We start from the raw sequence: 26,217 nt of genomic DNA, 5'->3' as shown, positions 1-26,217 counted from the left end.
CTCTCAGAACGGCAGGCCGGTGTAGTTCTCTGCCAGCGCCGTGCGGGCGGCGCGGCTGTCACCGAGATATTCGATCTCATAGGCCTGGATGTGAAGGTCGAAGTCGGACTGGTCGGGAAAGCGGTGCAGGAGCGTCGTCATCCACCATGAAAACCGGATCGCCTTCCACACCCGGGCGAGGGCGGTTTCGGAATAGCGGTCCAGCAGCTCCTCGCTGCCGTCGCGGTAGTGTGCGATCAGCGCGCGGGAGAGGTAATGGACGTCGGAGACGGCGAGGTTGAGGCCCTTGGCCCCGGTCGGCGGCACGATATGGGCGGCGTCCCCGGCGAGGAACAGGCGGCCCCAGCGCATCGGCTCGGCCACGAAGCTGCGCAGGGGGGCGATGGACTTCTCGATCGAGGGGCCGGTCACCAGCGTTTCGGCGGCGTCATGCGGGATGCGGCGCTTGAGTTCCGCCCAGAACGCCTCGTCCGACCACTGGTCCACCTTATGGTCGAGGGGCACCTGGATATAGTAGCGCGACAGGTGCGGGTTGCGCATGGAGCAGAGTGCGAAACCGCGGTCGTGGCTGGCATAGATCAGTTCTTCCGCCGCCGGAGGCGTTTCGGACAGCACGCCCAGCCAGCCGAAGGGGTAGATCTTCTCGTAGGTCTTCAGCAGCGCCTCGGGGATCGCCTTGCGCGAGGGGCCGTGGAAGCCGTCGCAGCCTGCGATGTAGTCGCAGTCGATCCGGTGCTCGGTGCCGTCCTTGACATAGGTGACGTAGGGCGTGTCGGGCAGGCCTTGAAGGGTGACGCCCTCGGCCTCGGTAATCACCGTGCCGCCCATCGCGTCGCGCGCGTCGTAGAGGTCGTGGGTGACCTCGGTCTGGCCGTAGACCATGACCTGACGGCCGATCAGATCCTTGAAGTCGATCCGGATGGCCCGGTTCCGCGCGGCCAGCAGGACGCCGTCGTGCGGGATGCCCTCGGCCCGCATCCGGCTGCCGACGCCTGCGCGCTCCAGTTCCTCGACCGAGCCCCATTCGAGCACGCCCGCGCGGATGCGGGCGAGCACGTAGTCGCGGCTGTGACGTTCGAGGACGATGCACGAGATGCCGGCGCGATGCAGGATCTGTGACAGAAGGAGGCCGGCAGGGCCGCCCCCGATGATGCAGATTTGCGCGCGCATGTCGAACTCCCTGCGCGCAGCATGGCGATGGTAGTTGGCAGTGTCAATTATATTCCGACACAGGGGTGGCGGGGCGCGCCCGGCGCGCGCCGGGCGCGGTCCGGGAAAACCTGCCGGGCCCCGGCCCGGGCGCCCTTGCCAAGGCCGGGGCTTTGGCCTCTAAGCGACGTCATGCGCAAACATTTTAAAGACAATATTTCCTTCTTCGCGGAGAACGCCCGCTGGCTGACGGCGGGGTTTCTGCTGACGCTGTTTTCGTCCTTCGGGCAGACCTTCTTCATCGGGTTGGCGGGCAATCACCTGCGGGCGGCCTATCACCTGTCGGGCGGGGAGTTCGGCGCGCTTTACATGCTTGCGACGCTGGCGAGCGCCTCGACCCTGCCGTTCATCGGGCGCACGCTGGACCTGATGGCGGGCTGGAAGGTGGTGGGCTTCTCGATGCCCGTCCTCGCGGTGGCCTGCGTGCTGATCACGGTGGCGCCGAACGTGGCGGTGCTGGGGATCGCGCTCTACCTGCTCAGGCTTTTCGGGCAGGGGATGATGACCGAGATCGCCTTTACCGAAATCGGGCGCTGGTTCGTGGCGAACCGCGGCCGGGCGATGGCGATCGTGGTGCCGGGGCAGCCGCTGGGCTCGGCGCTGCTGCCGGTGGTCGTGGTGCTGATCGACCAGGCGAGCGGGGGCTGGCACATGGCCTGGTGGCTTTCGGCCGCGGTGCTGATGCTGGTCGGCCTGCCGCTGATCGCGACGCTGATGCGGGTGGAGCGGGAGCCGCGATCCGCCGATATAGGTGCCCGGGAGGCGCAGACCGCGCGGGACTGGACACGGGGCGAGGTGGTGCGGGATCCGATGCTCTACCTGCTCCTCGTCGGGCTGCTGGCGCCGCCCTTCATCGGCACGACGATCTTCTTCCAGCAGGGCTATCTGATCTCGCTCAGGGGCTATTCGGCGCTGGAATTCGCGGCGGCCTTCCCGGTGATGTCGGTGGCGACCGTCCTTTTCGGCTTCGTCTGCGGCGCGCTGATCGACCGGTACGGCGCGCTGCGCCTGCTTCCCTACCTGCTGATCCCGCTGGGCTTCGCCTCGCTCGCGGTCGCGCTCGTCACCCCGGTCTGGGGTGTCTATGTCTTCATGCTGCTGCTTGGCGTCAGCTTCGGCTTCACCGGGACGCTGATGGGCGCCCTTTGGCCGGAGGTCTATGGGCTGGCCAATCTCGGCGGGATCCGCTCGATCATCGTGGCGGCGATGGTGCTGTCGACGGCGATCGGGCCGGGGGTTTCGGGGGTTCTGATCGACCGGGGCGTGCCGCTGCCGACCCAGATGCTGGGCATGGCGGTCTGGTGTGCGGTGGCGAGCCTCTGCCTGACGATCGCCTCGCGCAGGATCCTCGCGCGCCGGGCGCGCGAGGAGGGGCTGGCTCAGCCGGCGTAGCGTTCCAGCGCGGTGCAGAACATCGCCGGGTCGACGTTGCCGCCGGAGGTGACGGCGATCACTGCCGCGCCCTCTACCTGCTCGGGGTGGAAGAGGGCGGCGGCCAGCGCCACCGCGCCGCCGGGTTCCACCACGATCTTCAGCCTGAGGAAGGCGAGCGCCATGGCGTGGAGCGCCTCGTCGTCCGTCACCACGATGCCGGGGCCGCAGAGCCGCTTGAGGATCGGGAAGGTGATGTTGCCCGGCTGCGGCGTGACGATCGCGTCGCAGATCGAGCCGGTCATCGCCGGGTTGCGCTCGATCTGCCCCGAGCCGAGGGAGCGGGTGGCGTCGTCGAAGCCTGCCGGCTCTGCCGGGCGGGCGCGCAGGCCCGGGGCGCGGGCCTCAAGCGCCAGAGCGATGCCGGAGGTCAGCCCGCCGCCGCCGCAGGGGACGAGGACGTCGGCCTGCGTCACGCCGGCCTCGGCCGCCTGTTCGGCGATCTCCAGCCCCGTGGTGCCCTGGCCCGCGATCACCTGCGGCTCGTCGAAGGGCTTGATGAGCGTCAGCCCGCGCTCGGCCGCGAGCTGGGCGCCGATCGCGTCGCGGTCGCCGGTGGCGCGGTCGTAAAGGACGACCTCGGCCCCGAAGCCGCGGGTGTTGGCGATCTTCAGCGCCGGCGCGTCCGAGGGCATGACGATGACGGCGGGCACGCCGTGGAGCTTCGCGGCAAGCGCCACGCCCTGCGCGTGGTTGCCGGAGGAGAAGGCGATCACGCCGCGGGCGCGGGTCTCGGGATCCAGCGCCGAGACCGCCGACCAGCCGCCGCGGAACTTGAAGCTGCCCGTATGCTGCAGGCATTCGGCCTTCACGAAGAGCCGCCGGCCGGCGATCTCCTCAAGGAACGGCGAGGAAAGCAGCGGCGTGCGGCGCACATGCCCGGCAAGGCGCGCGGCGGCGGCTTCGATCATGCGGATGTCTGTCATCGGGTCCTCTGGGCGGTCTGGCGATGGGCGGAGGCGGCGGGGGCCTCCGGCGGGGATATTTTCGGACGGAAAGGGGTGTCAGGGGGTAAGACGGCCGAGCCAGGCACGGATGGCGGCCAGCGAGGCGGGCTCGTCGAGGAAGGGGATATGGGCGCGGCCCTCGATCTCGGCGAAGATCATGTCGGGGCGGCGGCGGCGCATCTCCGCGGCCGTGGCGGCGGAGAGGATCTCGGAATGCGCGCCGCGCAGAAGCGCCAGCGGCAGCCCGGCGGTGGCGTCGAAGAGCGGCCAGGCGTCGGGCGGCGGGGCGCCGGGGGCGGCGCCCTTCATCGCCTCGATGAACGGCTCGCGCAGCGCCGGGTCGTAGCGCAGGTCAAGGCCCGAGGGGGTTTCGATGTAATGGTGGCGGGCCTCCTCCAGCCAGCGGCTTTCGGGGACGCCGGAGAAACCGGGGGACATGGCGTAGACCTTCGCCATCTCGGCAAGCGTGCGGGCGCGGGGGCGATGGCCGAGGTAGCCCTCGATCCGGGCGAGGCCGGCGGGTTCGACCACCGGGCCGACGTCGTTGAGGCAGATGCCGGAGAGGCGGGGCTTCGCCGTGGCCGCGAGGTAGAGCGCAATGAGCCCGCCGCGCGAGGTGCCGAGGATCGCCGCCTTCGGCAGGCCGAGATGGTCGAGCAGCGCGATCGCGTCGGCCCCTTCCTGCGGGACGTTGTAGGTCTTCGGCCCGGTGAAGGCGGAGCGGCCGCGGCCGCGGTAATCCATCCGGATCAGCCGGCAGGGCGGCAGGTGCGGCGCGAGGTAGGAGAAATCCTCGGTGTTGCGGGTGAGGCCGGACAGGCAGAGGAGGGGAAGGCCCTCGCCCTCGTCCTCGTAATGCAGGCTGGCGCCGTCGGGGGCGGTGAAGAACATCAGAGGCGCCTCGCGAGATCGGGGATGGGGTGGAGGTCGGGCAGGATATGGGCGGGGCGCCAGGGCAGGCGGTCCACCGGCAGGCCCGCGCGGTTCACCCAGGCGGTGGTGAAGCCGTATCCGGTGGCGCAGCCCGCGTCCCATCCGTTGGAGGAGACGAAGAGGACCTCGGCGGGCGCGCAGCCGAAGTGCTGGCCGACCAGGTCGTAGACCTGCGGCGCAGGTTTGAAGATGCCGACGCTCTCGACCGAGAGGGTGGCGTCGAGGAGGTCGCCGATCCCGGCGGAGGCCGTCGCCGAGGCGAGCATGCCCGGCGCGCCGTTCGACAGGATCGCGGTGGCGAGGCCCTGCGCCTTCAGCGTGGCGAGCATGGCGGGGACTTCCGCGTAGGCCGCGAGGTTGTCGTAGAGCGCCATGAGGCGGCTGTGGAGAGCGGGGTCGGCAAGGCCCGCGGCCTCCATCGCCCAGTCCAGCCCTTCGGCGGTGACCTGACGGAAGTCGGCATGGGCGCCGGTGATGGCGCGGAGCCAGGAATATTCCAGCTGATTGCGGCGCCAGTCCTCGGCCAGGCGCGGCCAGATGGCGGCGAGCGCCTCGCCGCCCGGCTCGGCCGCGGCGGCGCGGGCGGCGGCGTTGACGTCGAAGAGCGTTCCGTAGGCGTCGAAGACGCAGGTGGTGATGGTCATGGGGGCCTCCGGCGCGGAGACTGGCACAGGCGGCAGGGGAGGGGAAGGGCGGGACGGGGGCGGGCGTGCCTCCGGGGCCCCGGCCCGGGACAAGGCGCGCAGCGCCGCCGGGCCAGCGCCCGTCCGCCCGGACGGATGGGCGCTTCTCGCACCTCACCGCGCGAGAATGCCGAAGGGGTTCTTTACGCCGTAAACGGACAGACCGCGTTCGCTGCTCGCGCCCACCCACGGACGGGCGCTGGCCCTCTGCCGGGTGGGGTGGGATCGGTCTTGCGGGGGCGTTAGGGTGCCGGCGAACGTGTTGGAAGGAATGCCGTGTCGGATGAATTGCAGGAGCCCTTTGCCTCGGGCCATCTGGCGATGGGGGATGGGGCGGAGGTCTATTGGGAGGCCTCTGGCAACCCGGAGGGGCGGCCGGCGCTCTACCTGCATGGCGGGCCGGGCAGCGGGCTCGGGAGCCGGTCGTATCGCAGCTGGTTCGATCCGGAACGCTACCTCCTCATCGGGCTCGACCAGCGCGGCTGCGGGAGGAGCCGGCCCCTGGCGGGGGAGGTGCCGGAGAGCCTTGGCGGCAACCGGACGGAGGTGCTGATCGCGGATATCGAACGGCTGCGGGCGCATCTCGGGATCGATGCCTGGCTGGTCGCGGGCGTCTCCTGGGGGGCGACGCTCGCGCTGGCCTATGCGCTGGAGCATCCCGGCCGGGTGGAGGCGCTGGCGCTGGCGGCGGTGGCGACCACGAGTCGGGCCGAGGTCGACTGGCTCGTCGAGGGCATGGGACGGATCTTTCCCGAGGCCTGGGAGGCGTTCGAGGCCGCCTCCGGCCGGCGCGAAGGCGAGCGGGTGGTGAAGGCCTATGCGCGCAGGCTCTCGGCCGGGACGCGGGCGGAGCGGCTGGCGGCGGCGCAGGCCTGGAACGCCTGGGAGGAGGTGCATGTCTCACTCGCCGCCGGCGGGCCGGGGCGACGGATGGACGAGGCGGCTGCGCTGAGCTTCGCGACGTTGGTAACGCATTACTTCGCCGCCGATGGCTTCCTTGGGCCCGGGTCCGAGATCCTGCCCCGGATCGGTGCGATTGGGCATGTTCCGGCGGTCCTGATCCACGGCCGGCGGGATATCTCGCTTCCGGTGGGCACAGCCTGGGCACTGCACCGGCGCTGGCCAGCGAGCCGGCTGGTGATCGTGGAGGACGAAGGCCATGGGGGGCCGAAGATGATGGCGCAGCTGCGGGCAGCGACGGATCGCTTCGCGGCGGCCGGATGATGCCGGGCGGGGGCGGCGGGGTTTACATCCGGGGCCATGGGGGGCAGGCTTTAGGGGAGCCGGAGTACCTGCGCCCACTGGCGCGGCCTCTGAAATTCCTCCCGCAGAGCGAGATTCCCCATGACCCAGGTAAAATCGGGCGACACCGTACGCATTCATTACACCGGCACCCTGACCGACGGGTCCGTGTTCGACAGTTCCGAAGGCCGCGACCCGCTGGAGTTCACCGCCGGCAGCGGCCAGATCATCCCCGGGCTGGACGCCGCCATCCTCGGCATGGCGCCGGGCGAGGAGCGCACGGTCACCGTGCCCGCGGCCGACGCCTACGGGCCGCACGATCCCTCCGGCCGGCAGGAAGTGCCGCGGGCGCAGGTGCCCGACGGCATTCCGCTGGACCCGGGCACGCGGCTGCAGCTGTCGCGCGCCGATGGCGGGGCGATCCCGGTCACGGTGGCCGAGGTCACCGAGGAGGTGGTGGTGCTCGACACCAACCATCCGCTGGCCGGGCAGGACCTGACCTTCAAGGTCGCCGTGGTCGAGATCGCCTGAGGCGGCGGAGACGCCGAGCGATGTGGGGGTGCGCAATGAATGCGCACCCTACGCGGCCTAGCCCCCGCCCGATGCGTGGTGCGCAGCACCGCCGGGCAGCGCCCGACCGCCCCCCGGGCGGGCGCTTCTTCACCCCGCGGCGCGGTTCGGGTTTTCGGGGAGCTTCACCATAAACGGACAGACCGGGGCGTGGTTCGCGCCCACCCGCGGTCGGGCGCCGCCCTCCGTTTGTGAGGGTGCAAGGGGCTCAGAACCACTGGCCCGGCTCCATCAGGCCGAGGTCCATCAGCTGCTGCGAGCGCCACTCGAAAGGGGTCGAGTTGTGCCAGCGGAAATCCGGGATGTCGAAGGTCGACCCCGGGTTCAGCTTCAGCGCCTTGGCCGTCCGGAACGAGCAGATCGCGGCCGTCAGGTTGTTGTGCCAGGGGCAGGCATAGGTGTTGTATTCCTCGACATTGAAGAGGTGCCCCTCGCGCAGCTCCAGCCCCGGCGCGGCGCGGAAGAGGGCGATGCGGTCGATGCGGCGGCGGTCCTCGGGGATGTGCTCCTCGAACCGCCAGCGCAGGCCGCCGAAGAAATCGAGCTGGCGGTCCTTCGGGGCGCCGCCGCGCGCCGGGTCCGGCCGGGCGAGCGCGTAATAGCCCGAGCGGTCCATCAGCGGCGATTGCAGCGAGACCGCGTCGGGATGCCGTCCGAGGTCCGCGGCGTAGAGATCCACCACATAGGCCAGCATGGCGTCGCGCCGCTCCTCGGCATGGAACCGCAGCATGTCGCGGATCGAGCGGCTCTCGCAGAACGGGTAGAACAGGTATTCGGCATTGTAGCCGTAGTAGAACCATGTCCCCGGCGCCGCCGCGATCAGCCGGTTGACGGCGGCGGGCACGGCCCCCTCGGCATGAATGTCATAGGCGATGCGGTGAAGGCGGGGGAGCAGGTCCCGCGGCAGGCCGCCCGTCTCCTGCCCCAGCAGCAGGAGCGTCGGGAAGCCGAGGCCGAGATGGTGGCGGATCGTGCTTTCCAGCTCTACCGCGTCCTCGGCGAAGATCAGGGCCACCGGCCCGTCCGCGAGCACTGCGGCACGGTCGGAAAGGAAGGCGTCGAGGCTCGCGTGCTCCATAGGGCCTCCGGCGGTGGCGCTGGAACGGGCAGGTTCCCCCAGGCCCGGACGCAATGCAAGCGTTGCGGCGGCGGCCCCTTGGGAGTAGGAGGGCCGCCGGAAAGGGACCGGGGCCATGACCGAGACGAAAAAGCTCTTCATCAAGTCCTACGGCTGTCAGATGAACGTCTATGACAGCGAACGGATGGCCGAGGCGCTGGGCGCCGCCGGCTACGAAAGCGTGGGCTCGGCCGAGGAGGCGGATATGGTCCTCCTCAACACCTGCCACATCCGCGAGAAGGCGGCGGAGAAGGTCTATTCCGACCTCGGCCGCCTCCGGCCGCTGAAGGGCGCGAAGCCCGATCTCAAGATCGGCGTGGCCGGCTGCGTCGCCCAGGCCGAGGGCGAGGAGATCCTGCGCCGGATGCCGCTGGTCGATCTCGTCGTCGGCCCGCAGAGCTATCACCGCCTGCCGGCGATGGCCGAGGCGGTGGCGGGCGGGGCCCGCGCCGTCGACACCGATTTCCCCGAAGAGGACAAGTTCGAGCATCTGCCCGAGCGCCCGCGCCGCTCGATCGGGCCGACGGCCTTCCTGACCGTGCAGGAGGGCTGCGACAAGTTCTGCGCCTTCTGCGTGGTGCCTTATACGCGGGGCGCCGAGGTCTCGCGCCCCGAGGCGCGGCTGATCTCGGAAGCCGAGGGGCTGGTCGACAAGGGCGCGAAGGAGATCACGCTCCTGGGCCAGAACGTCAACGCCTGGCATGGCGGGCAGGCGGGGCTTGGCGGGCTGATCCGGCGGCTGGCGAAGATCGAGGGGCTGGAGCGGATCCGCTACACGACCTCGCACCCGAACGACATGGACGACGACCTGATCGCCGCGCATGGCGAGGTGGCCGAGCTGATGCCCTACCTGCACCTGCCGGTGCAGTCCGGGTCGGACCGGATCCTGAAGGCGATGGCGCGCAAGCATACGGCCGAGGCCTATCTGCGGCTGGTGGAGAAGATCCGCGCGGCGCGGCCGGATATCCTTCTGACCTCGGATTTCATCGTCGGCTTCCCGGGCGAGACCGAGGCGGATTTCGCCGCGACGCTGGCGCTGATCGAGGCGGTGGGCTACGGCGCGGCGTTCTCGTTCAAATACTCCGCCCGTCCGGGGACGCCGGCGGCGGAGAAGCCGGGCGTCGATCCGGCCGAGGCGGACGAGCGGCTGCAGCGGCTTCAGGCCCTGATCACCCGCCAGCAACGCGCGGCGCAGGAGGCGATGGTGGGGCGCGAGACCTCCGTCCTGTTCGAGAAGCCGGGCCGGATGGCGGGGCAGATCACCGGCAAGTCGGAACATCTGCAGGCGGTTCATGCCGAGGCGCCGGAGCGGCTGATCGGCGAGATCGCGCGGGTGCGAATCACCCGGGCCGATCCCAACTCGCTGGCCGGGACGGTGGTGGATCCGGCCTGATCCGGGGCGGGGACAGGCGCGCGGCGGGGACACTTTTCCGCTGATTGGCGCTCGAGACTAAACAATTTCGGGTTGTAGTCGCCTCTGTCGCCCGAAGGGCCACGGCGCGCGCCTGAAATTCTTCACAAATCCGACGCGGGCGGTCACAGTTCAGGGGTCTGGGGAGGGATGTGCCCTTCCCCTTCCGTGTGTTTGTACGAGTGCGAGAGAGGTGCCTCTATGACGAGTGACCAACGGCCGGCGCATGCCGGATCGGGACTTGCCGCGATGGGCGCGGCGGTCTTTCTTGCGGCGAGCGCCGCTGCCGGGGCCGCGCGGGCGGCAAATTACCTCGACGATGCCAAGCCTTCGATCTGGACCGATCCGGACGGCTGCCAGCATTACGCGGTCTACAACGGCTGGCAGGGGTTCATGGCGCCGCGCTTCCGCGCCGACGGGACGATGGACTGTGCCGCGCGGCCCTGCCTCGTGGCCTCGGCCGACCAGCTTTTCGCGAGCGGCAGCGCCGTGATCGGCCCCGAGGGGCGGCGGCGGCTGCGGGAGTTCTTCCGGCAGGACCGCTCCTCCTCCTACGTGATCCACGGCCATACCGACAATGTCGGTGCCTATGGCTACAACATGCGCCTTTCGGTGCGGCGGGCGAACGCGGTGGCCGCGATCGCGCGCGGGGCGGGGGCGACCGTCTCGAGCATCGAGGGGCTGGGCTACACCGAGCCGCGGGCCTCGAACGCGACAGCCGAGGGCCGGGCGGAGAACCGCCGCGTCGAAGTCATGTGCGAGCAGTGAGAGGGGGGAGGCAGATGCGGATGAAGATGATGCTTGCCCTGATCGGGTCGGCCGCGGTTTCGGCCTGCTCGGGCGTGATCAACGCGCGGTTCGACAAGCCGCTGGCCCATCCCCGGGCCGAGGCGGTCGGCCTCTGGACCAGCCCGGAGGGGTGCCAGAACTGGTATTTCATCGAGGGCACCGGGGCCTTCATGACACCGCGCATCGCGCCGAGCGGGAAGCCCGTGTGCAATGCGCCGGGGATGCCGCCCAAGGCGGGTGCGGAGAGCTGACCCGGAGGGGATCGCGAGACGGGGGAGGGCGGAAAACCGGCCTTCCCCTTTCGCTTGCGGGCGGTGTGGTGCGCAATGAATGCGCACCCTACGGCGGGATAGGGCGCAGCCCCTGCCCGATACGCGGCACGAAGTGCCGCCGGGCAGCGCCCGACCGCCCCGACGGGCGGGCGCTTCTTCACCCGCGCGGAGGAGGATGGCGTAGGGGGAGCTTCACCGTAAACGGACAGACCGGCGGCGTTGAGGCGCCCACCCGCGGTCGCGCGCGGCCCTCCGCTTGCGCGAGGTGGCGGGGCCTTGGGCCTCGCCCCGCCCGATGCGTGGTGCGCAGCACCACCGGGCAGCGCCTGGCCGCCCCTGAGGGCGGGCGCTTCTTCACCCGCGCGGCGGGGTATGCCGATGGGGGGGCTTCACCATAAACGGACAGACCGGGGGCGTGGTCCGCGCCCGCCCGCGGTCGGGCGCGGCCCTCTGCCGTGCGGGGTGGCGGGTGCGTGCCGAAGCTGCCTGCAGGGTGGGCGGATCCGTGCAGAAATGACGCGGCCGAGCTTGATTTTGTCACATCGGCTTTATTTCCACACAATACCTTGCGCGAACCGACCTGAAGGCCCACCATAAAGTAAGGCTTAGCCAAGGAGTCGTTATTGGGCATCACAGCGCTGACCCCCCCGCCCCGTCCCGAAGCCCCACTCGACGCGCTTCTGGAATTTCCCGACAACCGCCTGATGATCGACCTCTGCGGGCAGTTCGACCGGAATCTCGCGCAGATAGAGCATCAGCTCGGCGTGCAGATCGTGAGGCGCGGCAATCAGCTCTCGGTGGCCGGTGACGGCGCGGCCCGCGCGCAGGCCTCCATCGTCCTGCGCACCCTCTACGCGCGGCTCGAGGCGGGACGGCCGCTGGAGGCGGGCGATGTCGATGCAGCGATCCGCCTTGGCGGGCCTGCGCGCGACGATGGCGCCACCACCCCGGCCGACCAGCTGGAGATGTTCCAGGGGGGGCGGGTCGAGATTCGCACCCGCCGCAAGATCGTCGAGCCCCGGACCGAGGCGCAGCGCGACTATGTCCGCGCACTCTATGCCAACGAGCTGGCCTTCGGGATCGGCCCGGCGGGTACCGGCAAGACCTACCTGGCGGTCGCGGTGGGCGTGTCGATGCTGATCGGCGGGCATGTCGACAAGATCATCCTCTCGCGCCCCGCCGTCGAGGCGGGCGAGCGGCTGGGCTTCCTGCCCGGCGACATGAAGGAGAAGGTCGACCCCTACATGCAGCCGCTCTACGACGCGCTGAACGATTTCCTTCCCGCCAAGCAGCTGCAGAAGATGATGGAGGAGAAGACCATCGAGATCGCGCCGCTGGCCTTCATGCGGGGCCGCACGCTCTCCAGCGCCTTCGTGGTGCTGGACGAGGCGCAGAACGCCACCTCCATGCAGATGAAGATGTTCCTGACCCGCCTCGGCGAAGGCTCCCGCATGGTCATCACCGGGGACCGCACGCAGGTCGACCTGCCGCGGGGGCAGGCCTCTGGCCTGTCGGAGGCCGAGCGGATCCTCGGCGGGGTCAAGGGTGTCAGCCTCAACTACTTCACGTCGAAGGACGTGGTGCGCCATCCGCTTGTCGCCCGCATCATCGAGGCGTATGAGCGCGACGATGAGGCCGCTGGTTGAGACCGTGATCGAGGACAGGCGCTGGGACGGCATCGGGCTGGGCCAGATCGCCGAACGCGGGGCCCGGGCGGCGCTGGCCGGTGTCGGGCTGATGCCGGACGGGTTCTCGGTCGCGCTTCTGGCCTGCGACGACGCGCGGATCGCGGCGCTGAACGGCACATTCCGGGGCAAGGGGTCTGCGACCAACGTGCTGAGCTGGCCCGCCGAGGAACGCGGGGCCGGGGCCGAGGGTGCCCGCCCGGACCTGCCTGAGCCGGGAGGCGCCGGGATGCCGCGGGAGCTGGGCGATATCGCCATCGCCTGGGAGACCTGCGCGCGGGAGGCCGAGGCGGCGGGAAAGCCGCTTTCAGATCACGCAATGCATCTGGTCGTTCATGCGACCTTGCATCTTCTCGGGTATGATCACATCCGGGAAGGCGACGCGGCGCTGATGGAAGGGCTGGAGACGCGCATCCTTGCCGGGATGGGCCTGCCGGACCCATATTCCGAGCCGGATTCATGACGGCCGCCTGGCCGGATTTCTAGGGACGAAAGGACCATGGGCAGTACGAGCGAAGGGGCCGCGGAGGCCGGGGGCGAGCTTTCAGAGCCCGAGCGAAACGGGCGGGGCCTCCTGGGCCGGCTGTTCAAGGGGCGCGAGAGCGAGGTCCGCGAGGGCGCCGAAAGCGGCGGAGGGGCGCCTGCGGTCGCGCCGGTGCTGGGCCTGTCGAACCTGCGCCGCCTGCGCGTCGACGACGTCGCCATTCCCAAGGCAGAGATCGTCGCCGTGCCGGTGACCATCGGCAAGGAGGAGCTGGTCGAGATCTTCCGCGAGCACGGCTATTCCCGTCTGCCGGTCTACAAGGGCACGCTCGACACGCCGCTGGGCCTTGTCATGCTGAAGGACCTGGCGCTGGGCTACGGTTTCGGCACCGGCGGCGGGCGGTTCAACCTTCGCAAGCTGTTGCGGCCGCTGCTTTACGCCCCGCCCTCGATGCCGGTCGGCGTGCTGCTGCAGAAAATGCAGCGCGACCGGATGCACATGGCGCTGGTGATCGACGAATACGGCGGGGTCGACGGCCTGGTGACGATCGAGGATCTGATCGAGACCATCGTCGGCGAGATCGAGGACGAGCATGACGAGGTGGAGGGCGATCTCTGGATCGAGGAGAAGCCCGGCGTCTACCTCGTGCAGTCCAGGGCACCGCTCGACGAGTTCGAGGCCCTGATCGGCATCCGCCTTGCCCCCGAGGACGAGGAGGAGGAGGTGGACACCCTGGGCGGGCTGGTCTTCCTGCTGTGCGGCCGGGTGCCGGCCCGCGGCGAGGTGATCCCGCATGAGAGCGGCGTGGCCTTCGAGGTGGTCGATGCCGATCCGCGGCGGATCAAGCGGCTGAGGGTGCGGCTTCCCGCGCGGCTGCTGGACGAGGAAGACGGCTGAGGATGGCGGTCGGATCGCTCGATTTCGGGCGCAGCCGCGTGCGGGCGCTGTGGCCCCTGCCGGCAGCCTTCGCGCTGGGCGCGCTCGCGGCGGGCGGGCAGGCGCCGCTGGGGCTCTGGGGGCTGACGCTCGCGGGGCTCTTGGGGCTCACCTGGCTGGTGGCGACGGCGCCGGGCTGGCGTTGGGCGGCCCTGACCGGCTGGGCCGCGGGGGCGGGGTATTTCGCCGCCGCGATGTTCTGGATCGTCGATCCCTTCATGGTCTTTGCCCGGACCGACGGCTGGATGGCGCCCTTCGCGCTGGTCCTGATGGCGGGCGGGATGGCGCTTTTCTGGGCGCTCGCGGGCGGGCTTGCCGTGGCGCTGGGGGGCGCTGACCGGCGCGGCCGGGCGCTGGGCTTCGCGCTTGCAATGGCGGGGGGCGGGCTTCTGCGCACCTACATCTTCACCGGGCTGCCCTGGGCCCTGATCGGCCACGTCTGGGTCGGCACCTGGGTGGCGCAGGCGGATGCGATCGCCGGGCCGGTGGGGCTGAGCCTGCTGACGGCGCTCGCCGCCGCCGCTCCGGTGGCCTTCGGTCCGGTCCGGGGCCTGATCTTCGGCTGGGCGGTTCTGGGGGCCGCCGCCGGCTATGGCCAGTGGCGGCTGGGCCTGCCGATGCCGGCGCCGCGGGCGCAGACGGTGCGGCTGGTGCAGCCCAACGCGCCGCAGAAGCTGAAATGGCGGCGCGACTATGCGCCGATGTTCTTCGACCGGATGCTGCGGCAGACCGAGGCGCCCGGCGCGCCGGACCTGACGGTCTGGCCCGAGACCTCGGTGCCGTTCCTGCTGAACCGGGCGGGCGAGGGGCTGAAGCTGATCTCTGAGGCCGCGGGCGGGCGCGAGGTGGCGCTGGGCATCCAGCGGACCGAGGGGATGTACGCCTATAACAGCCTTGCCCTGATCGGGGCGGGGGGCAAGGTGCAGCAGGTCTATGACAAGCACCACCTCGTGCCCTTCGGCGAGTATATCCCGTTCGGCGATCTCTACTTCGACATCACCGGCAACCCGGATTTCGCGCCCTCGCAGGGCTATGGCTACACGCCCGGGCCGGGGGCGGAGGTGCTGGACCTCGGCCCGCTCGGCCGCATGCTGCCGCTGATCTGCTACGAGGCGATCTTTCCGCAGGACCTGCGCACGAAGACCCGGCCGGACTGGATCCTGCAAATCACCGACGACGGCTGGTTCGGCACGCTTTCCGGGCCCTACCAGCACCTTGCGCAGGTGCGGCTTCGCGCGATCGAGCAGGGGCTGCCGATCCTGCGCGCGGCCAATACCGGCGTGAGCGCGGTGATCGACGCCAAGGGCCGGATCCTGAAGTCGGTCCCGCTTGGCAAGCAGGGCATCATCGACACGGTCATCCCCGGCGCGCTGCCCGCGACGCCCTACAGCCGGACCGGGGACTGGCCGGTGGCGCTTGTCCTGCTCCTCGGCGCCGGGGCGCTGCTGGCGGGCCGCCGACGGCGGCGGCGGGGCTGAGCGCGCCGGCGCCGCCCCTGTGGACAAAAACGGCAGCACCATTGACCCGGGTGCCGCCGAGGTCTAACTCAGAGGCTTGAACCGTCACAACGGCTTCCTGGCGTGGCGGATTTCTTTCCAATGGAGCACTCACCTATGCCGCGCACGAATTACGTCTTTACCTCCGAGTCCGTCTCGGAGGGCCACCCGGATAAGGTCTGCGACCGGATTTCGGATGCCGTCCTCGACGCCTTCCTGGCCGAGGAACCGAATGCCCGCGTTGCCTGCGAGACCTTCGCCACCACCAACCAGGTGGTCGTCGGCGGCGAGGTGGGGCTGTCGGACAAGGGCCGCCTGGCCGAATACATGGGCAAGATCGACGGCATCGTCCGCGACTGCGTCCGGGACATCGGCTACGAGCAGGACGCGTTCCACTGGAACACGCTGCAGCTGTCGAACTACCTGCACCCGCAGTCGGCCCATATCGCCCAGGGCGTGGACCGCGACGGCGCGGGCGACCAGGGCATCATGTTCGGCTATGCCGTGAACGAGACGCCCGAACTGATGCCGGCGCCGATCCATTATGCCCATGCCATCCTGCACCGCCTGGCCGAGGCGCGGAAGGCGGGCCTTGCCCCCGACCTGCGGCCCGACGCGAAATCCCAGCTTTCGGTGCGCTACGAGGGCGGCAAGCCGGTGGAGGTGACCTCGCTGGTGCTGTCCACCCAGCATGCCCATGACGGCCAGACCTCCGACGATATCCGCGCCATCGTGGAGCCCTTCATCCGCGAGGTCCTGCCCGAGGGCTGGCTGACCGAGAAGACCGAATGGTGGGTGAACCCGACGGGCACCTTCGTCATCGGCGGACCGGACGGCGATGCGGGCCTCACCGGCCGCAAGATCATCGTCGACACCTATGGCGGCTCGGCGCCGCATGGCGGCGGGGCCTTTTCGGGCAAGGACCCGACCAAGGTCGACCGCTCGGCGGCCTATGCCGCGCGCTACCTGGCCAAGAACGTCGTCGCCGCCGGTATGGCGGAGCGCTGCACGATCCAGCTTTCCTACGCCATCGGCGTGGCCAAGCCGCTGTCGATCTATGTCGACACGCATGGCACCGGCGAGGTGGACGAGGCCGAGATCGAACGGGCCGTGGCGCAGGTGATGGACCTGACCCCGCGCGGCATCCGCACCCATCTGGACCTCAACCGCCCGATCTACGCCCGGACCGCCGCCTATGGCCATTTCGGCCGGCATCCGGAGAACGACGGCGGATTCTCCTGGGAGAAGACCGACCTGGTCGAGGCGCTGAAGAAGGCGATCCGCTGATGACGACGGATGTCTCCGGACTGACCCAGCTGGGCGCCCATGTCGAGGCGCCCAAGAGCCCCGAAGAGGCGGTGATGGAGCGCGTGCCCTCGCCGCACCAGGGCTCGGCCTACGTGGTGCGCTTCACCGCGCCGGAGTTCACCTCTCTCTGCCCGATGACGGGGCAGCCGGATTTCGCCCATATCGTGATCGACTACATCCCGGGCGAGTGGCTGGTGGAATCGAAGTCGCTGAAGCTGTTCCTGACGAGTTTCCGCAATCACGGGGCGTTCCACGAGGACTGCTCGGTCTACATCGGCAAGCGGCTGGTGGAGCTTCTGGCACCGCAATGGCTGCGCATCGGAGCCTACTGGTACCCGCGCGGCGGGATCCCGATCGATGTCTTCTGGCAGACCGGGGAGCCGCCGCAGGGGATCTGGCTGCCCGACCAGGGCGTGCCGACCTACCGCGGCCGCGGGTAACGGTGGCGTGAGGCCGCCTATGCACGGCGGCCTCGCGGACTACCTGAGCCGGGACAGATACTTCCGTAAGCGAGGACGCCATGAACGACATGCCGAGCGACAGCGGCTATGTGCCCCCCAAGGTCTGGACCTGGGAAAAACCCTCCGGTGGGCATTTCGCCTCCATCAACCGGCCGATCGCCGGGCCGACGCATGAGAAGGCGCTACCGGTCGGCAAGCACCCGTTCCAGCTTTATTCGCTGGCCACGCCGAATGGCGTGAAGGTCACGGTGATGTTCGAGGAGTTGCTCGCCGCCGGCCACACCGGCGCGGAATACGACGCCTGGCTGATCAGGATCGGGGACGGCGACCAGTTCGGATCGGGTTTCGTCGACATCAACCCGAACTCCAAGATCCCGGCGCTGATGGACCGCTCCGGGCCTGAGCCGGTGCGGGTGTTCGAGAGTGGCTCGATCCTCGTCCACCTGGCCGAGAAGTTCGGGGCCTTCCTGCCGGCCTCGGGGCCCGCGCGGACCGAGGTGCTGAACTGGCTCTTCTGGCAGATGGGCTCCGCCCCCTACCTCGGCGGCGGCTTCGGGCATTTCTACGCCTATGCGCCGGTGAAGATCGAATACGCGATCGACCGCTTCACGATGGAGACGAAGCGGCAGCTCGACGTGCTGAACCGCAACCTTGCCGACCGGCGCTTCATGGCAGGCGACGAGATTTCCATCGCCGATTTCGCGATCTGGCCCTGGTACGGGCAGCTGGCGCTGGGGCGGCAATACGGCGCGGGCGAGTTCCTTGATGTCGAGACCTACGAACATGTCCAGCGCTGGGCGAAGGAGATCGACGCCCGGCCGGCGGTCAAGCGCGGGCGGATGGTGAACCGCACCTTCGGGGAGCCTTCCGAGCAGCTGCACGAGCGGCACGACGCGTCGGATTTCGAGACGAAGACGCAGGACAAGCTGGAAGGCTAGGGCCGCGCGCGGCGGCCAAGGCCGGGGGGCTTCGCGCCCCCCGGGCCCCCAGCGGGATATTTGGAGACAGGAAATATGGGGGCGGGGCTGAGAGGCTTCGCCCTTTCCTATTTTCCCTCGCGTGGGTTGACGCTGGGCAGGGGCGGGGGATAGACCCCGGCGGCCCCGAAACGCAGCGAAGAGCCATGTCCGATCCCAAGCCCACCGAATGGCGCAACTTCTATGGCCGTCGCCATGGCAAGACCCTGCGCGACAGCCAGCGGGAATACCTCGACCACGACCTCGCCGCGCTCGCGCCCGAGGGGGTGAGCTTCGCCGAGAACCCGGAGCGGGCGCCGGTCGATCCGGCGGCCTTCTTCGAGGGGGACCGCGAGATCTGGCTGGAGATCGGCTTCGGCGGTGGCGAGCACATGGTCCACATGGCCTCGCGCTACCCGGAGATCGGGCTGATCGGCTGCGAGCCCTTCGTGAACGGCGTGGCGATGCTTCTGGGCAAGATCCGCCAGGCGGGGGTGACGAACCTCGCCGTCTACCCCGGCGATGCGCGGGACCTGTTCGACGTGCTGCCGGAGGCGTCTATCTCGAAAGCATTCCTGAACTATCCCGACCCCTGGCCGAAGAAACGCCATCACAAGCGGCGTTTCGTGACGCAGGGGCATCTGGGCCCGCTGGCCCGCGTGCTGCGGCCGGGGGCGGAGTTCCGGGTGGCGACCGATATTCCCGATTACGTGCGCCAGACGCTGGAGGAGGTGCCGCGGGCGGGCTTCGTGCTGGAGCAGGAGAGCGGCGAGCCCTGGGCGGACTGGTTCTCGACCCGCTACGAGCAGAAGGCGATCCGCGAGGGACGCCCGCCGCATTACCTGACCTTCCGGCGCGCCTAACCCGCCAGCGCCTTGCGGGCGAGGGCCATGAATTGGGCTGTCTCCTCGGCCGTGAGGGGGGCGAGGATGTCGGCCTGCAGGCCCTCGACCAGCGGGCGGGCTGCGGTCAGCGCGGCTTGGCCAGCGGGCGTGAGGCCCAAGATGCGGGCGCGGCGGTCCTCGGGGCTGACCTCGCGGGCGACGAGGCCCTTCTGCACCAGCCGCCTGACCACCTCGCCGATCGTCGCGCGGTCGTAGAAGATCAGCGCGGCGAGCTGGGCCTGATCGATGCCGGGATGGCGCCAGAGCACGTCGAGGGCCGCGAACTGGACCGATGTCATCTCTATCGGCGCGGGCTTGATCCCGGCCTGGAACACCGCCGTGGAGCGCTGGTTCAGGCGGCGGATGAGATGGCCCGGCATCTCGTCTATCGGCTGGCTCACGGTCTGTCCCCCATTATTCGGTAAGTATACTTACTATATTGACGGGGGGCCGTCCAGCCGCGTATGGTAAGTAGACTTATCATTTGGGAGGGCGCCATGCAGTTTCATCTGGACGGGGTGCGGCGGGGCGATCCGGCCGTGGCGGAGGCCGCCCCGGGCGCGGGCGCGCGGCCGGCCGAGGTGGATGTGCTGATCGTCGGGTGCGGCCCGGCGGGGCTGACGCTCGCGGCGCAGCTTTCGGCCTTTCCGGAGATCTCCGTCCGCATCGCGGAGCGCAAGGCGGGACCGCTGGAGCTGGGGCAGGCCGACGGCATCGCCTGCCGCTCCATCGAGATGTTCGAGGCCTTCGGTTTTGCCGAGAAGGTGGTGAAGGAAGGCTACTGGGTCAACGAGGTCTCCTTCTGGCGGCCGGGGGAGGCGGGCGGGCTTGCCCGCGCCGACCGGATTCAGGACGTGGAGGATGACCTGTCCGAGATGCCGCACGTGATCCTGAACCAGGCGCGGGTGCATGACTTCTTTCTGGAGGTGATGCGGAACGGGGCGCGCCGCCTCACCCCCGATTACGAGCGCGAGCTGGTGGGGCTGGAACGGATCGGCGGCGACTATCCGGTGGAGGCGACCTTCAACTGCCTTGGGCCGGACGGCGGGACGGAGGTGATCCGCGCGCGCTATGTCGTCGGCTGCGACGGCGCGCGCTCTGTCGTGCGGCGCGCGATGGGGCACGAGCTGCGCGGCGAGGCGGCGCGGCAGCTCTGGGGCGTGATGGACGTGCTGGCGGTGACGGATTTCCCGGACATCCGGCTGAAATGCGCGATCCAGTCGGCCGGGGCGGGCAGCCTGCTGGTGATCCCGCGCGAGGGCGGCTACCTCACCCGCCTCTATATCGAGATGGACGCGCTGAGGGGCGACGAACGGGTCGCCGACCGTGCGCTGAGCGCCGAGATGCTGGCGGCGAAGGCGGCAGCGATCCTCGCGCCTTACAGCCTCGACGTGAAGGAGGTCTCCTGGTGGTCGGCCTACGAGATCGGCCAGCGCGTCTGCGACGGGTTCGACGACGTGCCCGAGGGCGAGCGGGGCCGCCGCGCGCCGCGGATCTTCATCGCGGGCGACGCCTGCCACACCCACAGCCCGAAAGCGGGGCAGGGGATGAACGTCTCGATGGCCGACGCGTTCAACCTCGGCTGGAAGCTGGCCGCGGTGCTGCGGGGGCAGGCGGAGGAGGGCCTGCTCGACACCTATTCGGCGGAGCGGCGGGCCAAGGCGAAGGAGCTGATCGATTTCGACCGCGACATGGCGCGGCTGTTCAGCGAGAAGCCGAAGACGCCGGAGGCCGCGGCGGAATTCCAGCGCTATTTCCAGAAGCACGGCCGCTATACCGCCGGGGTGGAGACGCGCTATGACGCGGGGCTTCTGGTTGGCGGGCGCGCGCATCAGGCGCGGGCCGCGGGGCTGGTGGTGGGAAAGCGCTTCCACTCGGCGCCGGTGGTGCGGCTTGCCGATGCCAAGCCCGTCGAGCTTGCCCATGCCTTCAAGGCGGACGGGCGCTGGCGGCTGGTGGCCTTCGCGCCCAGGGGCGACAGCGGCGCGGCGGGCGGGGCCATCGCAGGGCTCTGCCCGGCGGTGGAGCGACTCATCCGCCGCTACACGCCCGAGGGGGCGGATATCGACACTGTCATCGACCTGCGCGCGGTCTTCCAGATTCCGCACCGGCAGATGGATTTCGGCGCTCTGCCGCAGATCCTGCGGCCCGCCAAGGGGCGCTACGGGTTGATCGACTACGAAAAGGTCTTCTGCCCGGCCGTGAAAGCCCCCGACATCTTCGACCTGCGCGGGATCGACCGGGCGGAGGGGGCGCTGGTTCTCGTCAGGCCGGACCAGTACGTGGCGCAGGTGCTGCCGCTCGACGGGCTGGCGGAGGTGCAGGGGTTCCTCGATGCCTTCATGCGGCCGGTGCGCCCGCGCTGAGGCGGGTCAGACCGGCAGCGGCGCGTCGGGCTTGAACTGGTCCATGACGATCTGGCTCTGCACCCGCGCCACGGCCGGGTGCGGCAGCATCACCTCGTGGATCAGCCGGTTGAGGCCGGCGAGGTCGGGGCAGTAGACGCGCAGCAGGTAATCGGCCTCTCCCGTAAGGGTCCAGGCGCTGACGATCTCTGCCCGCGTCGCCACCAGCCGGGCGAAGGAGCGGACGAGATCGGGCGACTGGCTGGCCATCTGCACCTGCACGAAGGCCTGCACGGTGAGCCCCGCCTTCAGCGGATCGACCCGGGCGGCATAGCCGCGGATGTAGCCCTCTGCCTCCAGCCGCTGGCGGCGGCGGCCGGCCTGGCTGGGCGAGAGGTTGAGCGCCTGGCCGAGCGCCTCGGCGGTGACATGGGCGTCGCGCTGCAGTTCGGCGAGCAGGCGGGAATCGGTGGCATCGAGCATTTTGCGGTCTTCTCGCATGTGATGGCTACATGGTGCGGCAATTGCGCATAATGGTAGCACGGGATGCCGTAGAATGCGCGAATAATGCGAAGGCCTGCGCGTATCTTTTCCGCAATCGCAGACAGGAGGACGCGCATGGGACCCTTCCCGCACCAGGCCCCGAAAGCCAAGATCAGCCCCGAGAACCCCGCCGGCACCGACGGGTTCGAATTCGTCGAATTCGCCCATCCGGAGCCCGAGGAGCTGCGCGCGCTTTTCGCCCGCATGGGTTTCTCGAAGACCGCGACGCACAAGACCAAGGCGGTCGAGCTTTGGCAGCAGGGCGACATCACCTATGTCATCAACGCCGAGCCGGGCAGCCATGGCCGCGAGTTCGTGGAGAAGCACGGGCCCTGCGCGCCCTCGATGTGCTGGCGGGTGGTCGATGCCGATCACGCCTACAAGCATGCCATCGCGAAAGGCGCCAAGCCCTACGAAGGCCCGGGCCGGGTGATCGACCTGCCGGCGATCGAGGGGATCGGGGGCAGCCTGCTCTACTTCACCGACCGCTACGGCGATGCGAACCCCTATGACGCGGAATTCGACTGGGTCGCGACGCCCAAGCCCGAGGGCGTGGGCTTCTACTACCTCGATCACCTGACCCATAACGTCCACAAGGGGAACATGGACACCTGGTTCAAGTTCTACGGGGATCTGTTCAACTTTCGCCAGATCCGCTTCTTCGACATCGAGGGCAAGTATTCGGGGCTGCATTCGCGCGCGCTGACCTCGCCCTGCGGGCGGATCCGGATCCCGATCAACGAGGACCGGGGCGAGACCGGGCAGATCGTCGAATACCTCAAGCGCTACAACGGCGAGGGCATCCAGCATATCGCGGTGGGCAGCGAGGACATCTACGCCGCCACCGACGCGATCGCGTCGCGGGGGCTGAAGTTCATGCCGAAGCCGCCGAAGTCCTATTACGAGATGAGCCATGAGCGCGTCGTCGGCCACGAGGAGCCGCTCGACAAGCTGGAGAAGAACGGCATCCTGATCGACGGCGAGGGCGTGGTCGACGGGGGCGAGACGAAGATTCTGCTTCAGATCTTCTCGCGCACCGTCATCGGGCCGATCTTCTTCGAGTTCATCCAGAGGAAGGGTGACGACGGCTTCGGCGAGGGCAACTTCAAGGCGCTTTTCGAGTCGATCGAACAGGACCAGATCGAGCGCGGGGTGCTGAAGGCCTCCTGAGGCCCGTCGGCAGAATGGACAGAGGCCGCGCCATCAAGGCGCGGCCTTTTGCATGGGTTTGCGTGGGGGGCTCCGTCGGTGAGCGCGGTGCGCAATGAATGCGCACCCTACGCGGCGGCGAGGGGGGATCAGCCGCTCGGGATCACCAGCTGGATGTTCTGGCCGCTGCGGACATAGTAGAGGTTGTCGTCACCGATCGCGGCGACCTTGCCGCCGTCGAGGCGGTCACCCACTTTCACCCGCTTCACGCTGCCATTGGACAGGCGCACCAGCGCGGTTCGGTCGGCCGTCGTGCCGAAGACGCCGAGGAGGTTGATGCGGTTCAGGCGCATCGCCCGCTTGATCGTCGCTTCCTGCGAGACGGATGGGTTGGAGGGGATCATCAGTGCTCTTTTTTTAGGTTCGGGAGGAGAGGCGGCGGCGGGTTTCGCCGCCGGGGCGAGGGCGGAGGCGACAGCGGCATTGACGCTGCGCGAGATATCGTTCGGCCGGCGCGCCGGGCGGATGGAGGTGGCCACGGCGAGGGGGGAGACCTTGGGCGCGGCCGGGGTGGCCGGGGTGGCCTCTGCCGGGATATTGGCCGGGCGCGGCATCGGGCGGATCGCGCCGAGCCCGCCCGGCGCGGGGGGTGTCGGGGCGCTGTCGGCCGTGGCGAGGCTGTGGGCCACGGCGGTGCTGTCGATCGCGGCGGTGGTGTCGGCCGCCGGGGTGCTGCCGGGAGGGCTGTCGGTCGCGAAGGCGGTCGGGGCAGGCAGGCCCGGCTGCAGCTGGCCGGCCACCGCCGGGTCGATTGCGGCAAGGATGATATCGGACGCGGTATCGGGCGCGTCGGGCGTGACGGAGCCTTTGACATCGGTCACCGCGATGGGCCGCAGAGTCGGCACGCCCCGACCCGGCGCGGCCGGGGCCGCGGCATGCGAGGCCGGCGCCAAGGGCAGGGCGGCAAGCTGCGGCGCGCTGCCGGCGGGGCCAGTCTCTGCCCGGGGCGCGGGCGCGGTGGCGTCCGGACCGGGCGCGCGCGGCGTCGTCGGGGCGGCCGTCTGCGCGGCGGCGGCTGTGACCGTGTCGGTCGCGGGATGCGGCGCGGGCGAAAGGGCTGCGGCGGCACCGGGGGCGGGCGTGGTCTCGCCCGAGGGCGCGCTGGGCGCGGCGGTGCTTGCGGGCACGCGCGCCGGGCCGGCGGGGGCGATGGCGGCCGTCTGGTTGACGGCGGGGCGGTCGAGCGCGGCGTGCTGCGGCTCCAGCACCGCCCAGAGGGCATAGGCCGCACCGAGCGCGATCAGCAGCACCGCCGCGAGCACCAGGACGGTCAGCGGCAGGCGGCGTCGGTCGGGCTCTCGCTGCCGGGCGCCGAAGAGCGTCATCGCCTCCTCTTCGGTCGAGGGCGGCCTGAGCGGCGGCGGGGCCGGGATCACCTCGCCGGTGGAGGAGCCGGATCGGGCGCGGCTTTTGCCGGCGCGGCCCCGGCGGGGCTTCGGCGGCTTGCGCCCGGCGGGCTTCGGCGCGGGCGCCTCGGCTGCGGGCGGCGCGGCGGTCAGGCCTTCGGCGGCGTGCTGGAAGGCCTCCGGCAGGAAGCGCAGGCGGGCGGGCTGGTCGGTGCCGACGGGGGCGGCGAGCGCGGCTTCCTCCGCGCTGCGGCGGGTGGAGAATGCGGGCTGGCCCGGGGCGTCGGCGAATTCGGCCACCGGCGCGGGGCTGGCGGGTCTTGTCGCGGGCGGGGCCTCCGGGTCGGGAAGGGCGGGGTCGGTGACGGCGATGTCGCCCAGTGCCGCGTCGACCCGAGCTTCATCCACGGGGGCCGCATCGTCCCGGGCGTCTTTGGGCGCGGCCCGGGCGGGTTCGGGCGCTTCCTGCGCCGCCGGGGCGGGTTTCGGCGCGGTGGCGGTGATGCGGACGGGGGCGGTGTCGCGCTCCAGCGTCTCGCCGGACAGGAAGGCCGAGGCGCCCTTTGTCTCGCCGAAGAACGGCTCGCCGTCGAACTGTTCGGGGTCGGGCATGGCGACGAAGCAGACCGGGTGGAAGCGGTGCTCGGTCGCGAAGTGCTCTGCTTCGGCCAGCGTCTCGCGCGCGACGACGGCGACCTTCAGCTCCGGCCCGGGGCCGGACCAGTCGAAGACCAGCTCTGCCGCGGTATAGGGCGTCAGCCCCTCCAGCGCGCGGGAGATCTGGTTGCGCCGCTGCGGCGTGGTCGGCCCCGGGGCGGTGACGGTGGTGTAAAGGACCTGCGAGGCCGGCAGGATCACCTTCGTCACCAGGCCGCGCGGCTCCAGCGCCAGCGCGGTGGAGCGCAGGAAGCCCATCGCCTTGCCCAGGTCGGCGCTGTCGAGCGCGACTTCGCCTACGCTGCTCCAGCCATTCGGGGTCCGGTGCAGGAGGCCGATCCCGTCATGGCTGAGATTCAGGGCGAAACTTGGCTTCATTCGAAGGCTGTAACACAGGATATGGGGCCGGGGGAGGCGGCCGCTGGCTGCCTGAATATGTACAGCAGGAAACCGCCGAGGGGAAGGCGCGCGCGGTTCCGGCCCGGTTCCGGCCCGGTTTCGGCTTGTCTCGCGCGGCGGCGGGCCGCAGGGTCGGTGCGAAAGGAGGGCCGGTGATGGTGCTTTGGAAACATGCCCTTGCGGCGGCAATGGTGGCGGGGCTTGCGGGCCTCGGAGGGGTGCGGGCGGCCTGGGCCGGGCCGACGCTGACGGTGACGGGCGAGGGATCGGTCTCGCATGTGCCCGACATGGCGGAGATCACGCTGGGGGTGACGGCGGAGGGCAAGACCGCCGCCGCGGCCGTGGCGCAGGCCTCCGCCCAGCTTGCGGCGGTGCTGAAGCGGCTGGGCGCCGAGGGGATCGCCGCACGCGACATGCAGTCTTCGGGCCTCGATCTTTCGCCGCGCTGGTCGAACCCGAATGCGCAGACCGGGCAGGCGTCGAAGATCGTCGGCTTCGCCGCCTCCGGCACGGTGCGGGTGAAGGTGCACGCGCTGGACCGTCTGGGCCACGTGCTGGACGCGGTGGTGAGCGACGGGGCGAACCGGATCTCTGGCCTGAGCTTCGGGCTGTCCGATCCGGCGCCCTACCAGGACGCCGCGCGCAAGGCGGCGGTGGCGGACGCGATGCACCGGGCCTCGGTCCTGGCGGCGGCGGCGGGGGTGAAACTCGGCCCCGTGCAGTCGATCTCGGAAGCCGGGAACGCGCCGGTGCCGCTGATGCGGGCCGCGCCGATGATGCTGAAGGTCTCCTCTCCCGTGCCGGTGGCGCAGGGCGAGGTGGACGTGAAGGCAGAGGTGCAGATGGTCTTCGGCCTCTCCGAGTGAGGGGGCCGGGTGAGGGGAAGGGCGCGCCCGTCGCGGCG

The 26,217-nt window shown here is 70.2% G+C and carries 25 protein-coding genes and 1 riboswitch; of the genes, 17 read left to right on the top strand and 8 right to left on the bottom strand.

Features of this window, described 5'->3' with window-relative positions; all coding sequences use genetic code 11:
• Window positions 1-3 precede the first annotated feature (3 nt).
• On the bottom strand, window positions 4-1,170 hold the full coding sequence (gene pobA, locus EIP85_RS20075) for a 4-hydroxybenzoate 3-monooxygenase (protein WP_127904001.1): 1,167 nt from the start codon (window positions 1,168-1,170) through the stop codon (window positions 4-6).
• 171 nt (window positions 1,171-1,341) lie between these two features.
• On the opposite strand from pobA, the gene EIP85_RS20070 reads away from it, so the two are divergent.
• Window positions 1,342-2,601 (top strand): MFS transporter, encoded by a 1,260-nt coding sequence (locus EIP85_RS20070; RefSeq protein WP_127904000.1) that lies wholly within the window; start codon window positions 1,342-1,344, stop codon window positions 2,599-2,601.
• Here the strand turns inward: EIP85_RS20070 and EIP85_RS20065 are convergent.
• The 3 genes from EIP85_RS20065 to EIP85_RS20055 form a co-directional block, all read right to left on the bottom strand.
• Window positions 2,589-3,566 carry a threonine ammonia-lyase gene (locus tag EIP85_RS20065; protein WP_127903999.1) on the bottom strand — a complete coding sequence of 326 codons (978 nt, stop codon included), beginning with the start codon at window positions 3,564-3,566 and terminating at the stop codon, window positions 2,589-2,591. The genes EIP85_RS20070 and EIP85_RS20065 overlap by 13 nt on opposite strands.
• 78 nt (window positions 3,567-3,644) lie before the next feature.
• On the bottom strand, window positions 3,645-4,478 hold the full coding sequence (locus EIP85_RS20060; RefSeq protein ID WP_127903998.1) for an alpha/beta fold hydrolase: 834 nt from the start codon (window positions 4,476-4,478) through the stop codon (window positions 3,645-3,647).
• Window positions 4,478-5,164, bottom strand: coding sequence for a haloacid dehalogenase type II (locus EIP85_RS20055; protein ID WP_127903997.1), 687 nt, complete (start codon window positions 5,162-5,164; stop codon window positions 4,478-4,480). Before EIP85_RS20055 ends, EIP85_RS20060 begins: the two co-directional genes overlap by 1 nt.
• A 315-nt stretch (window positions 5,165-5,479) precedes the next feature.
• Between EIP85_RS20055 and pip the strand changes: the two genes are divergently transcribed.
• Window positions 5,480-6,427: a prolyl aminopeptidase gene (gene pip / locus EIP85_RS20050; RefSeq protein WP_127903996.1), complete on the top strand. Its 948-nt coding sequence runs from the start codon at window positions 5,480-5,482 to the stop codon at window positions 6,425-6,427.
• Between the two features lie 120 nt (window positions 6,428-6,547).
• Window positions 6,548-6,976, top strand: coding sequence for an FKBP-type peptidyl-prolyl cis-trans isomerase (locus EIP85_RS20045; RefSeq protein ID WP_127903995.1), 429 nt, complete (start codon window positions 6,548-6,550; stop codon window positions 6,974-6,976).
• Between the two features lie 247 nt (window positions 6,977-7,223).
• Here the strand turns inward: EIP85_RS20045 and EIP85_RS20040 are convergent, their stop codons facing one another.
• Window positions 7,224-8,093: a glycosyltransferase family protein gene (locus tag EIP85_RS20040; protein WP_127903994.1), complete on the bottom strand. Its 870-nt coding sequence runs from the start codon at window positions 8,091-8,093 to the stop codon at window positions 7,224-7,226.
• 115 nt (window positions 8,094-8,208) lie between these two features.
• On the opposite strand from EIP85_RS20040, the gene miaB reads away from it, so the two are divergent.
• The 11 genes from miaB (at window position 8,209) to trmB (ending at window position 18,793) form a co-directional block, all read left to right on the top strand.
• On the top strand, window positions 8,209-9,525 hold the full coding sequence (gene miaB / locus EIP85_RS20035; RefSeq protein WP_127903993.1) for a tRNA (N6-isopentenyl adenosine(37)-C2)-methylthiotransferase MiaB: 1,317 nt from the start codon (window positions 8,209-8,211) through the stop codon (window positions 9,523-9,525).
• A 219-nt stretch (window positions 9,526-9,744) separates the two neighbouring features.
• Window positions 9,745-10,311, top strand: coding sequence for an OmpA family protein (locus EIP85_RS20030; protein WP_164871823.1), 567 nt, complete (start codon window positions 9,745-9,747; stop codon window positions 10,309-10,311).
• A 20-nt stretch (window positions 10,312-10,331) separates the two neighbouring features.
• A complete protein-coding gene (locus EIP85_RS20025) occupies window positions 10,332-10,583 on the top strand; it encodes a hypothetical protein (RefSeq protein WP_127903991.1) in 252 nt (83 codons plus the stop codon).
• A gap of 644 nt (window positions 10,584-11,227) precedes the next feature.
• The gene (locus tag EIP85_RS20020; protein ID WP_127903990.1) at window positions 11,228-12,250 is read left to right on the top strand and encodes a PhoH family protein; all 1,023 of its coding nucleotides are present in this window, start codon (window positions 11,228-11,230) and stop codon (window positions 12,248-12,250) included.
• Complete coding sequence (ybeY, locus tag EIP85_RS20015) at window positions 12,234-12,752, top strand: rRNA maturation RNase YbeY (protein ID WP_127903989.1); 519 nt, start codon at window positions 12,234-12,236, stop codon at window positions 12,750-12,752. Before EIP85_RS20020 ends, ybeY begins: the two co-directional genes overlap by 17 nt.
• A gap of 36 nt (window positions 12,753-12,788) precedes the next feature.
• Window positions 12,789-13,670 (top strand): hemolysin family protein, encoded by an 882-nt coding sequence (locus EIP85_RS20010; protein ID WP_127903988.1) that lies wholly within the window; start codon window positions 12,789-12,791, stop codon window positions 13,668-13,670.
• Between the two features lie 2 nt (window positions 13,671-13,672).
• Window positions 13,673-15,187 (top strand): apolipoprotein N-acyltransferase, encoded by a 1,515-nt coding sequence (gene lnt, locus EIP85_RS20005; RefSeq protein ID WP_127903987.1) that lies wholly within the window; start codon window positions 13,673-13,675, stop codon window positions 15,185-15,187.
• 78 nt (window positions 15,188-15,265) lie between these two features.
• A riboswitch (SAM-SAH riboswitch) is annotated at window positions 15,266-15,315 on the top strand.
• Window positions 15,316-15,322: 7 nt separating this feature from the next.
• Complete coding sequence (gene metK, locus EIP85_RS20000) at window positions 15,323-16,492, top strand: methionine adenosyltransferase (RefSeq protein WP_127903986.1); 1,170 nt, start codon at window positions 15,323-15,325, stop codon at window positions 16,490-16,492.
• Window positions 16,492-16,953 (top strand): preQ(1) synthase, encoded by a 462-nt coding sequence (queF, locus tag EIP85_RS19995; protein WP_206615603.1) that lies wholly within the window; start codon window positions 16,492-16,494, stop codon window positions 16,951-16,953. Before metK ends, queF begins: the two co-directional genes overlap by 1 nt.
• Window positions 16,954-17,033: 80 nt before the next feature.
• Window positions 17,034-17,912, top strand: coding sequence for a glutathione-dependent disulfide-bond oxidoreductase (yghU, locus tag EIP85_RS19990; RefSeq protein WP_127903985.1), 879 nt, complete (start codon window positions 17,034-17,036; stop codon window positions 17,910-17,912).
• A gap of 185 nt (window positions 17,913-18,097) precedes the next feature.
• Window positions 18,098-18,793, top strand: a complete 696-nt coding sequence (gene trmB / locus EIP85_RS19985; RefSeq protein ID WP_127903984.1) for a tRNA (guanosine(46)-N7)-methyltransferase TrmB — start codon at window positions 18,098-18,100, stop codon at window positions 18,791-18,793.
• Here trmB and EIP85_RS19980 read toward each other — a convergent pair.
• Entirely contained in the window at window positions 18,790-19,215 is a 426-nt protein-coding gene (locus tag EIP85_RS19980) for a MarR family winged helix-turn-helix transcriptional regulator (RefSeq protein ID WP_241560112.1), read from the bottom strand. The genes trmB and EIP85_RS19980 overlap by 4 nt on opposite strands.
• A gap of 96 nt (window positions 19,216-19,311) precedes the next feature.
• On the opposite strand from EIP85_RS19980, the gene EIP85_RS19975 reads away from it, so the two are divergent.
• Window positions 19,312-21,180 carry an FAD-dependent monooxygenase gene (locus EIP85_RS19975; protein ID WP_127903983.1) on the top strand — a complete coding sequence of 623 codons (1,869 nt, stop codon included), beginning with the start codon at window positions 19,312-19,314 and terminating at the stop codon, window positions 21,178-21,180.
• Window positions 21,181-21,186: 6 nt separating this feature from the next.
• Here EIP85_RS19975 and EIP85_RS19970 read toward each other — a convergent pair whose 3' ends face one another.
• Window positions 21,187-21,642: an Lrp/AsnC family transcriptional regulator gene (locus EIP85_RS19970; RefSeq protein ID WP_127903982.1), complete on the bottom strand. Its 456-nt coding sequence runs from the start codon at window positions 21,640-21,642 to the stop codon at window positions 21,187-21,189.
• 135 nt (window positions 21,643-21,777) lie between these two features.
• Between EIP85_RS19970 and hppD the strand changes: the two genes are divergently transcribed.
• Window positions 21,778-22,872: a 4-hydroxyphenylpyruvate dioxygenase gene (gene hppD / locus EIP85_RS19965; RefSeq protein WP_127903981.1), complete on the top strand. Its 1,095-nt coding sequence runs from the start codon at window positions 21,778-21,780 to the stop codon at window positions 22,870-22,872.
• 128 nt (window positions 22,873-23,000) lie between these two features.
• On the opposite strand, the gene EIP85_RS19960 is transcribed toward hppD, so the two are convergent.
• The gene (locus tag EIP85_RS19960; RefSeq protein ID WP_127903980.1) at window positions 23,001-25,292 is read right to left on the bottom strand and encodes a hypothetical protein; all 2,292 of its coding nucleotides are present in this window, start codon (window positions 25,290-25,292) and stop codon (window positions 23,001-23,003) included.
• 176 nt (window positions 25,293-25,468) lie between these two features.
• Between EIP85_RS19960 and EIP85_RS19955 the strand changes: the two genes are divergently transcribed.
• A complete protein-coding gene (locus EIP85_RS19955) occupies window positions 25,469-26,179 on the top strand; it encodes an SIMPL domain-containing protein (RefSeq protein ID WP_127903979.1) in 711 nt (236 codons plus the stop codon).
• Window positions 26,180-26,217 lie beyond the last annotated feature (38 nt).

It is taken from the genome of Solirhodobacter olei (assembly GCF_004010155.1).
Lineage (GTDB): Bacteria > Pseudomonadota > Alphaproteobacteria > Rhodobacterales > Rhodobacteraceae > Solirhodobacter > Solirhodobacter olei.
Note: the sequence above shows the minus strand (reverse complement) of the source record. Positions and strands in the feature narration are given on the sequence as shown.

What these genes read in the sequence shown, in the direction of transcription:
- pobA (WP_127904001.1), bottom strand. Translation starts at nt 1,170, where the DNA reads ATGCGCGCGCAAATCTGCATCATCGGGGGCGGCCCTGCCGGCCTCCTT.
- EIP85_RS19970 (WP_127903982.1), bottom strand. Translation starts at nt 21,642, where the DNA reads ATGCTCGATGCCACCGATTCCCGCCTGCTCGCCGAACTGCAGCGCGAC.
- trmB (WP_127903984.1), top strand. Translation starts at nt 18,098, where the DNA reads ATGTCCGATCCCAAGCCCACCGAATGGCGCAACTTCTATGGCCGTCGC.
- EIP85_RS20070 (WP_127904000.1), top strand. Translation starts at nt 1,342, where the DNA reads ATGCGCAAACATTTTAAAGACAATATTTCCTTCTTCGCGGAGAACGCC.
- EIP85_RS20010 (WP_127903988.1), top strand. Translation starts at nt 12,789, where the DNA reads ATGGGCAGTACGAGCGAAGGGGCCGCGGAGGCCGGGGGCGAGCTTTCA.
- EIP85_RS19975 (WP_127903983.1), top strand. Translation starts at nt 19,312, where the DNA reads ATGCAGTTTCATCTGGACGGGGTGCGGCGGGGCGATCCGGCCGTGGCG.
- EIP85_RS20030 (WP_164871823.1), top strand. Translation starts at nt 9,745, where the DNA reads ATGACGAGTGACCAACGGCCGGCGCATGCCGGATCGGGACTTGCCGCG.
- EIP85_RS20055 (WP_127903997.1), bottom strand. Translation starts at nt 5,164, where the DNA reads ATGACCATCACCACCTGCGTCTTCGACGCCTACGGAACGCTCTTCGAC.
- queF (WP_206615603.1), top strand. Translation starts at nt 16,492, where the DNA reads ATGACGACGGATGTCTCCGGACTGACCCAGCTGGGCGCCCATGTCGAG.
- EIP85_RS20025 (WP_127903991.1), top strand. Translation starts at nt 10,332, where the DNA reads ATGAAGATGATGCTTGCCCTGATCGGGTCGGCCGCGGTTTCGGCCTGC.
- yghU (WP_127903985.1), top strand. Translation starts at nt 17,034, where the DNA reads ATGAACGACATGCCGAGCGACAGCGGCTATGTGCCCCCCAAGGTCTGG.
- miaB (WP_127903993.1), top strand. Translation starts at nt 8,209, where the DNA reads ATGACCGAGACGAAAAAGCTCTTCATCAAGTCCTACGGCTGTCAGATG.
- EIP85_RS19955 (WP_127903979.1), top strand. Translation starts at nt 25,469, where the DNA reads ATGGTGCTTTGGAAACATGCCCTTGCGGCGGCAATGGTGGCGGGGCTT.
- ybeY (WP_127903989.1), top strand. Translation starts at nt 12,234, where the DNA reads ATGAGGCCGCTGGTTGAGACCGTGATCGAGGACAGGCGCTGGGACGGC.
- EIP85_RS19960 (WP_127903980.1), bottom strand. Translation starts at nt 25,292, where the DNA reads ATGAAGCCAAGTTTCGCCCTGAATCTCAGCCATGACGGGATCGGCCTC.
- hppD (WP_127903981.1), top strand. Translation starts at nt 21,778, where the DNA reads ATGGGACCCTTCCCGCACCAGGCCCCGAAAGCCAAGATCAGCCCCGAG.
- lnt (WP_127903987.1), top strand. Translation starts at nt 13,673, where the DNA reads ATGGCGGTCGGATCGCTCGATTTCGGGCGCAGCCGCGTGCGGGCGCTG.
- metK (WP_127903986.1), top strand. Translation starts at nt 15,323, where the DNA reads ATGCCGCGCACGAATTACGTCTTTACCTCCGAGTCCGTCTCGGAGGGC.
- EIP85_RS20065 (WP_127903999.1), bottom strand. Translation starts at nt 3,566, where the DNA reads ATGACAGACATCCGCATGATCGAAGCCGCCGCCGCGCGCCTTGCCGGG.
- EIP85_RS20045 (WP_127903995.1), top strand. Translation starts at nt 6,548, where the DNA reads ATGACCCAGGTAAAATCGGGCGACACCGTACGCATTCATTACACCGGC.
- EIP85_RS20060 (WP_127903998.1), bottom strand. Translation starts at nt 4,478, where the DNA reads ATGTTCTTCACCGCCCCCGACGGCGCCAGCCTGCATTACGAGGACGAG.
- EIP85_RS20040 (WP_127903994.1), bottom strand. Translation starts at nt 8,093, where the DNA reads ATGGAGCACGCGAGCCTCGACGCCTTCCTTTCCGACCGTGCCGCAGTG.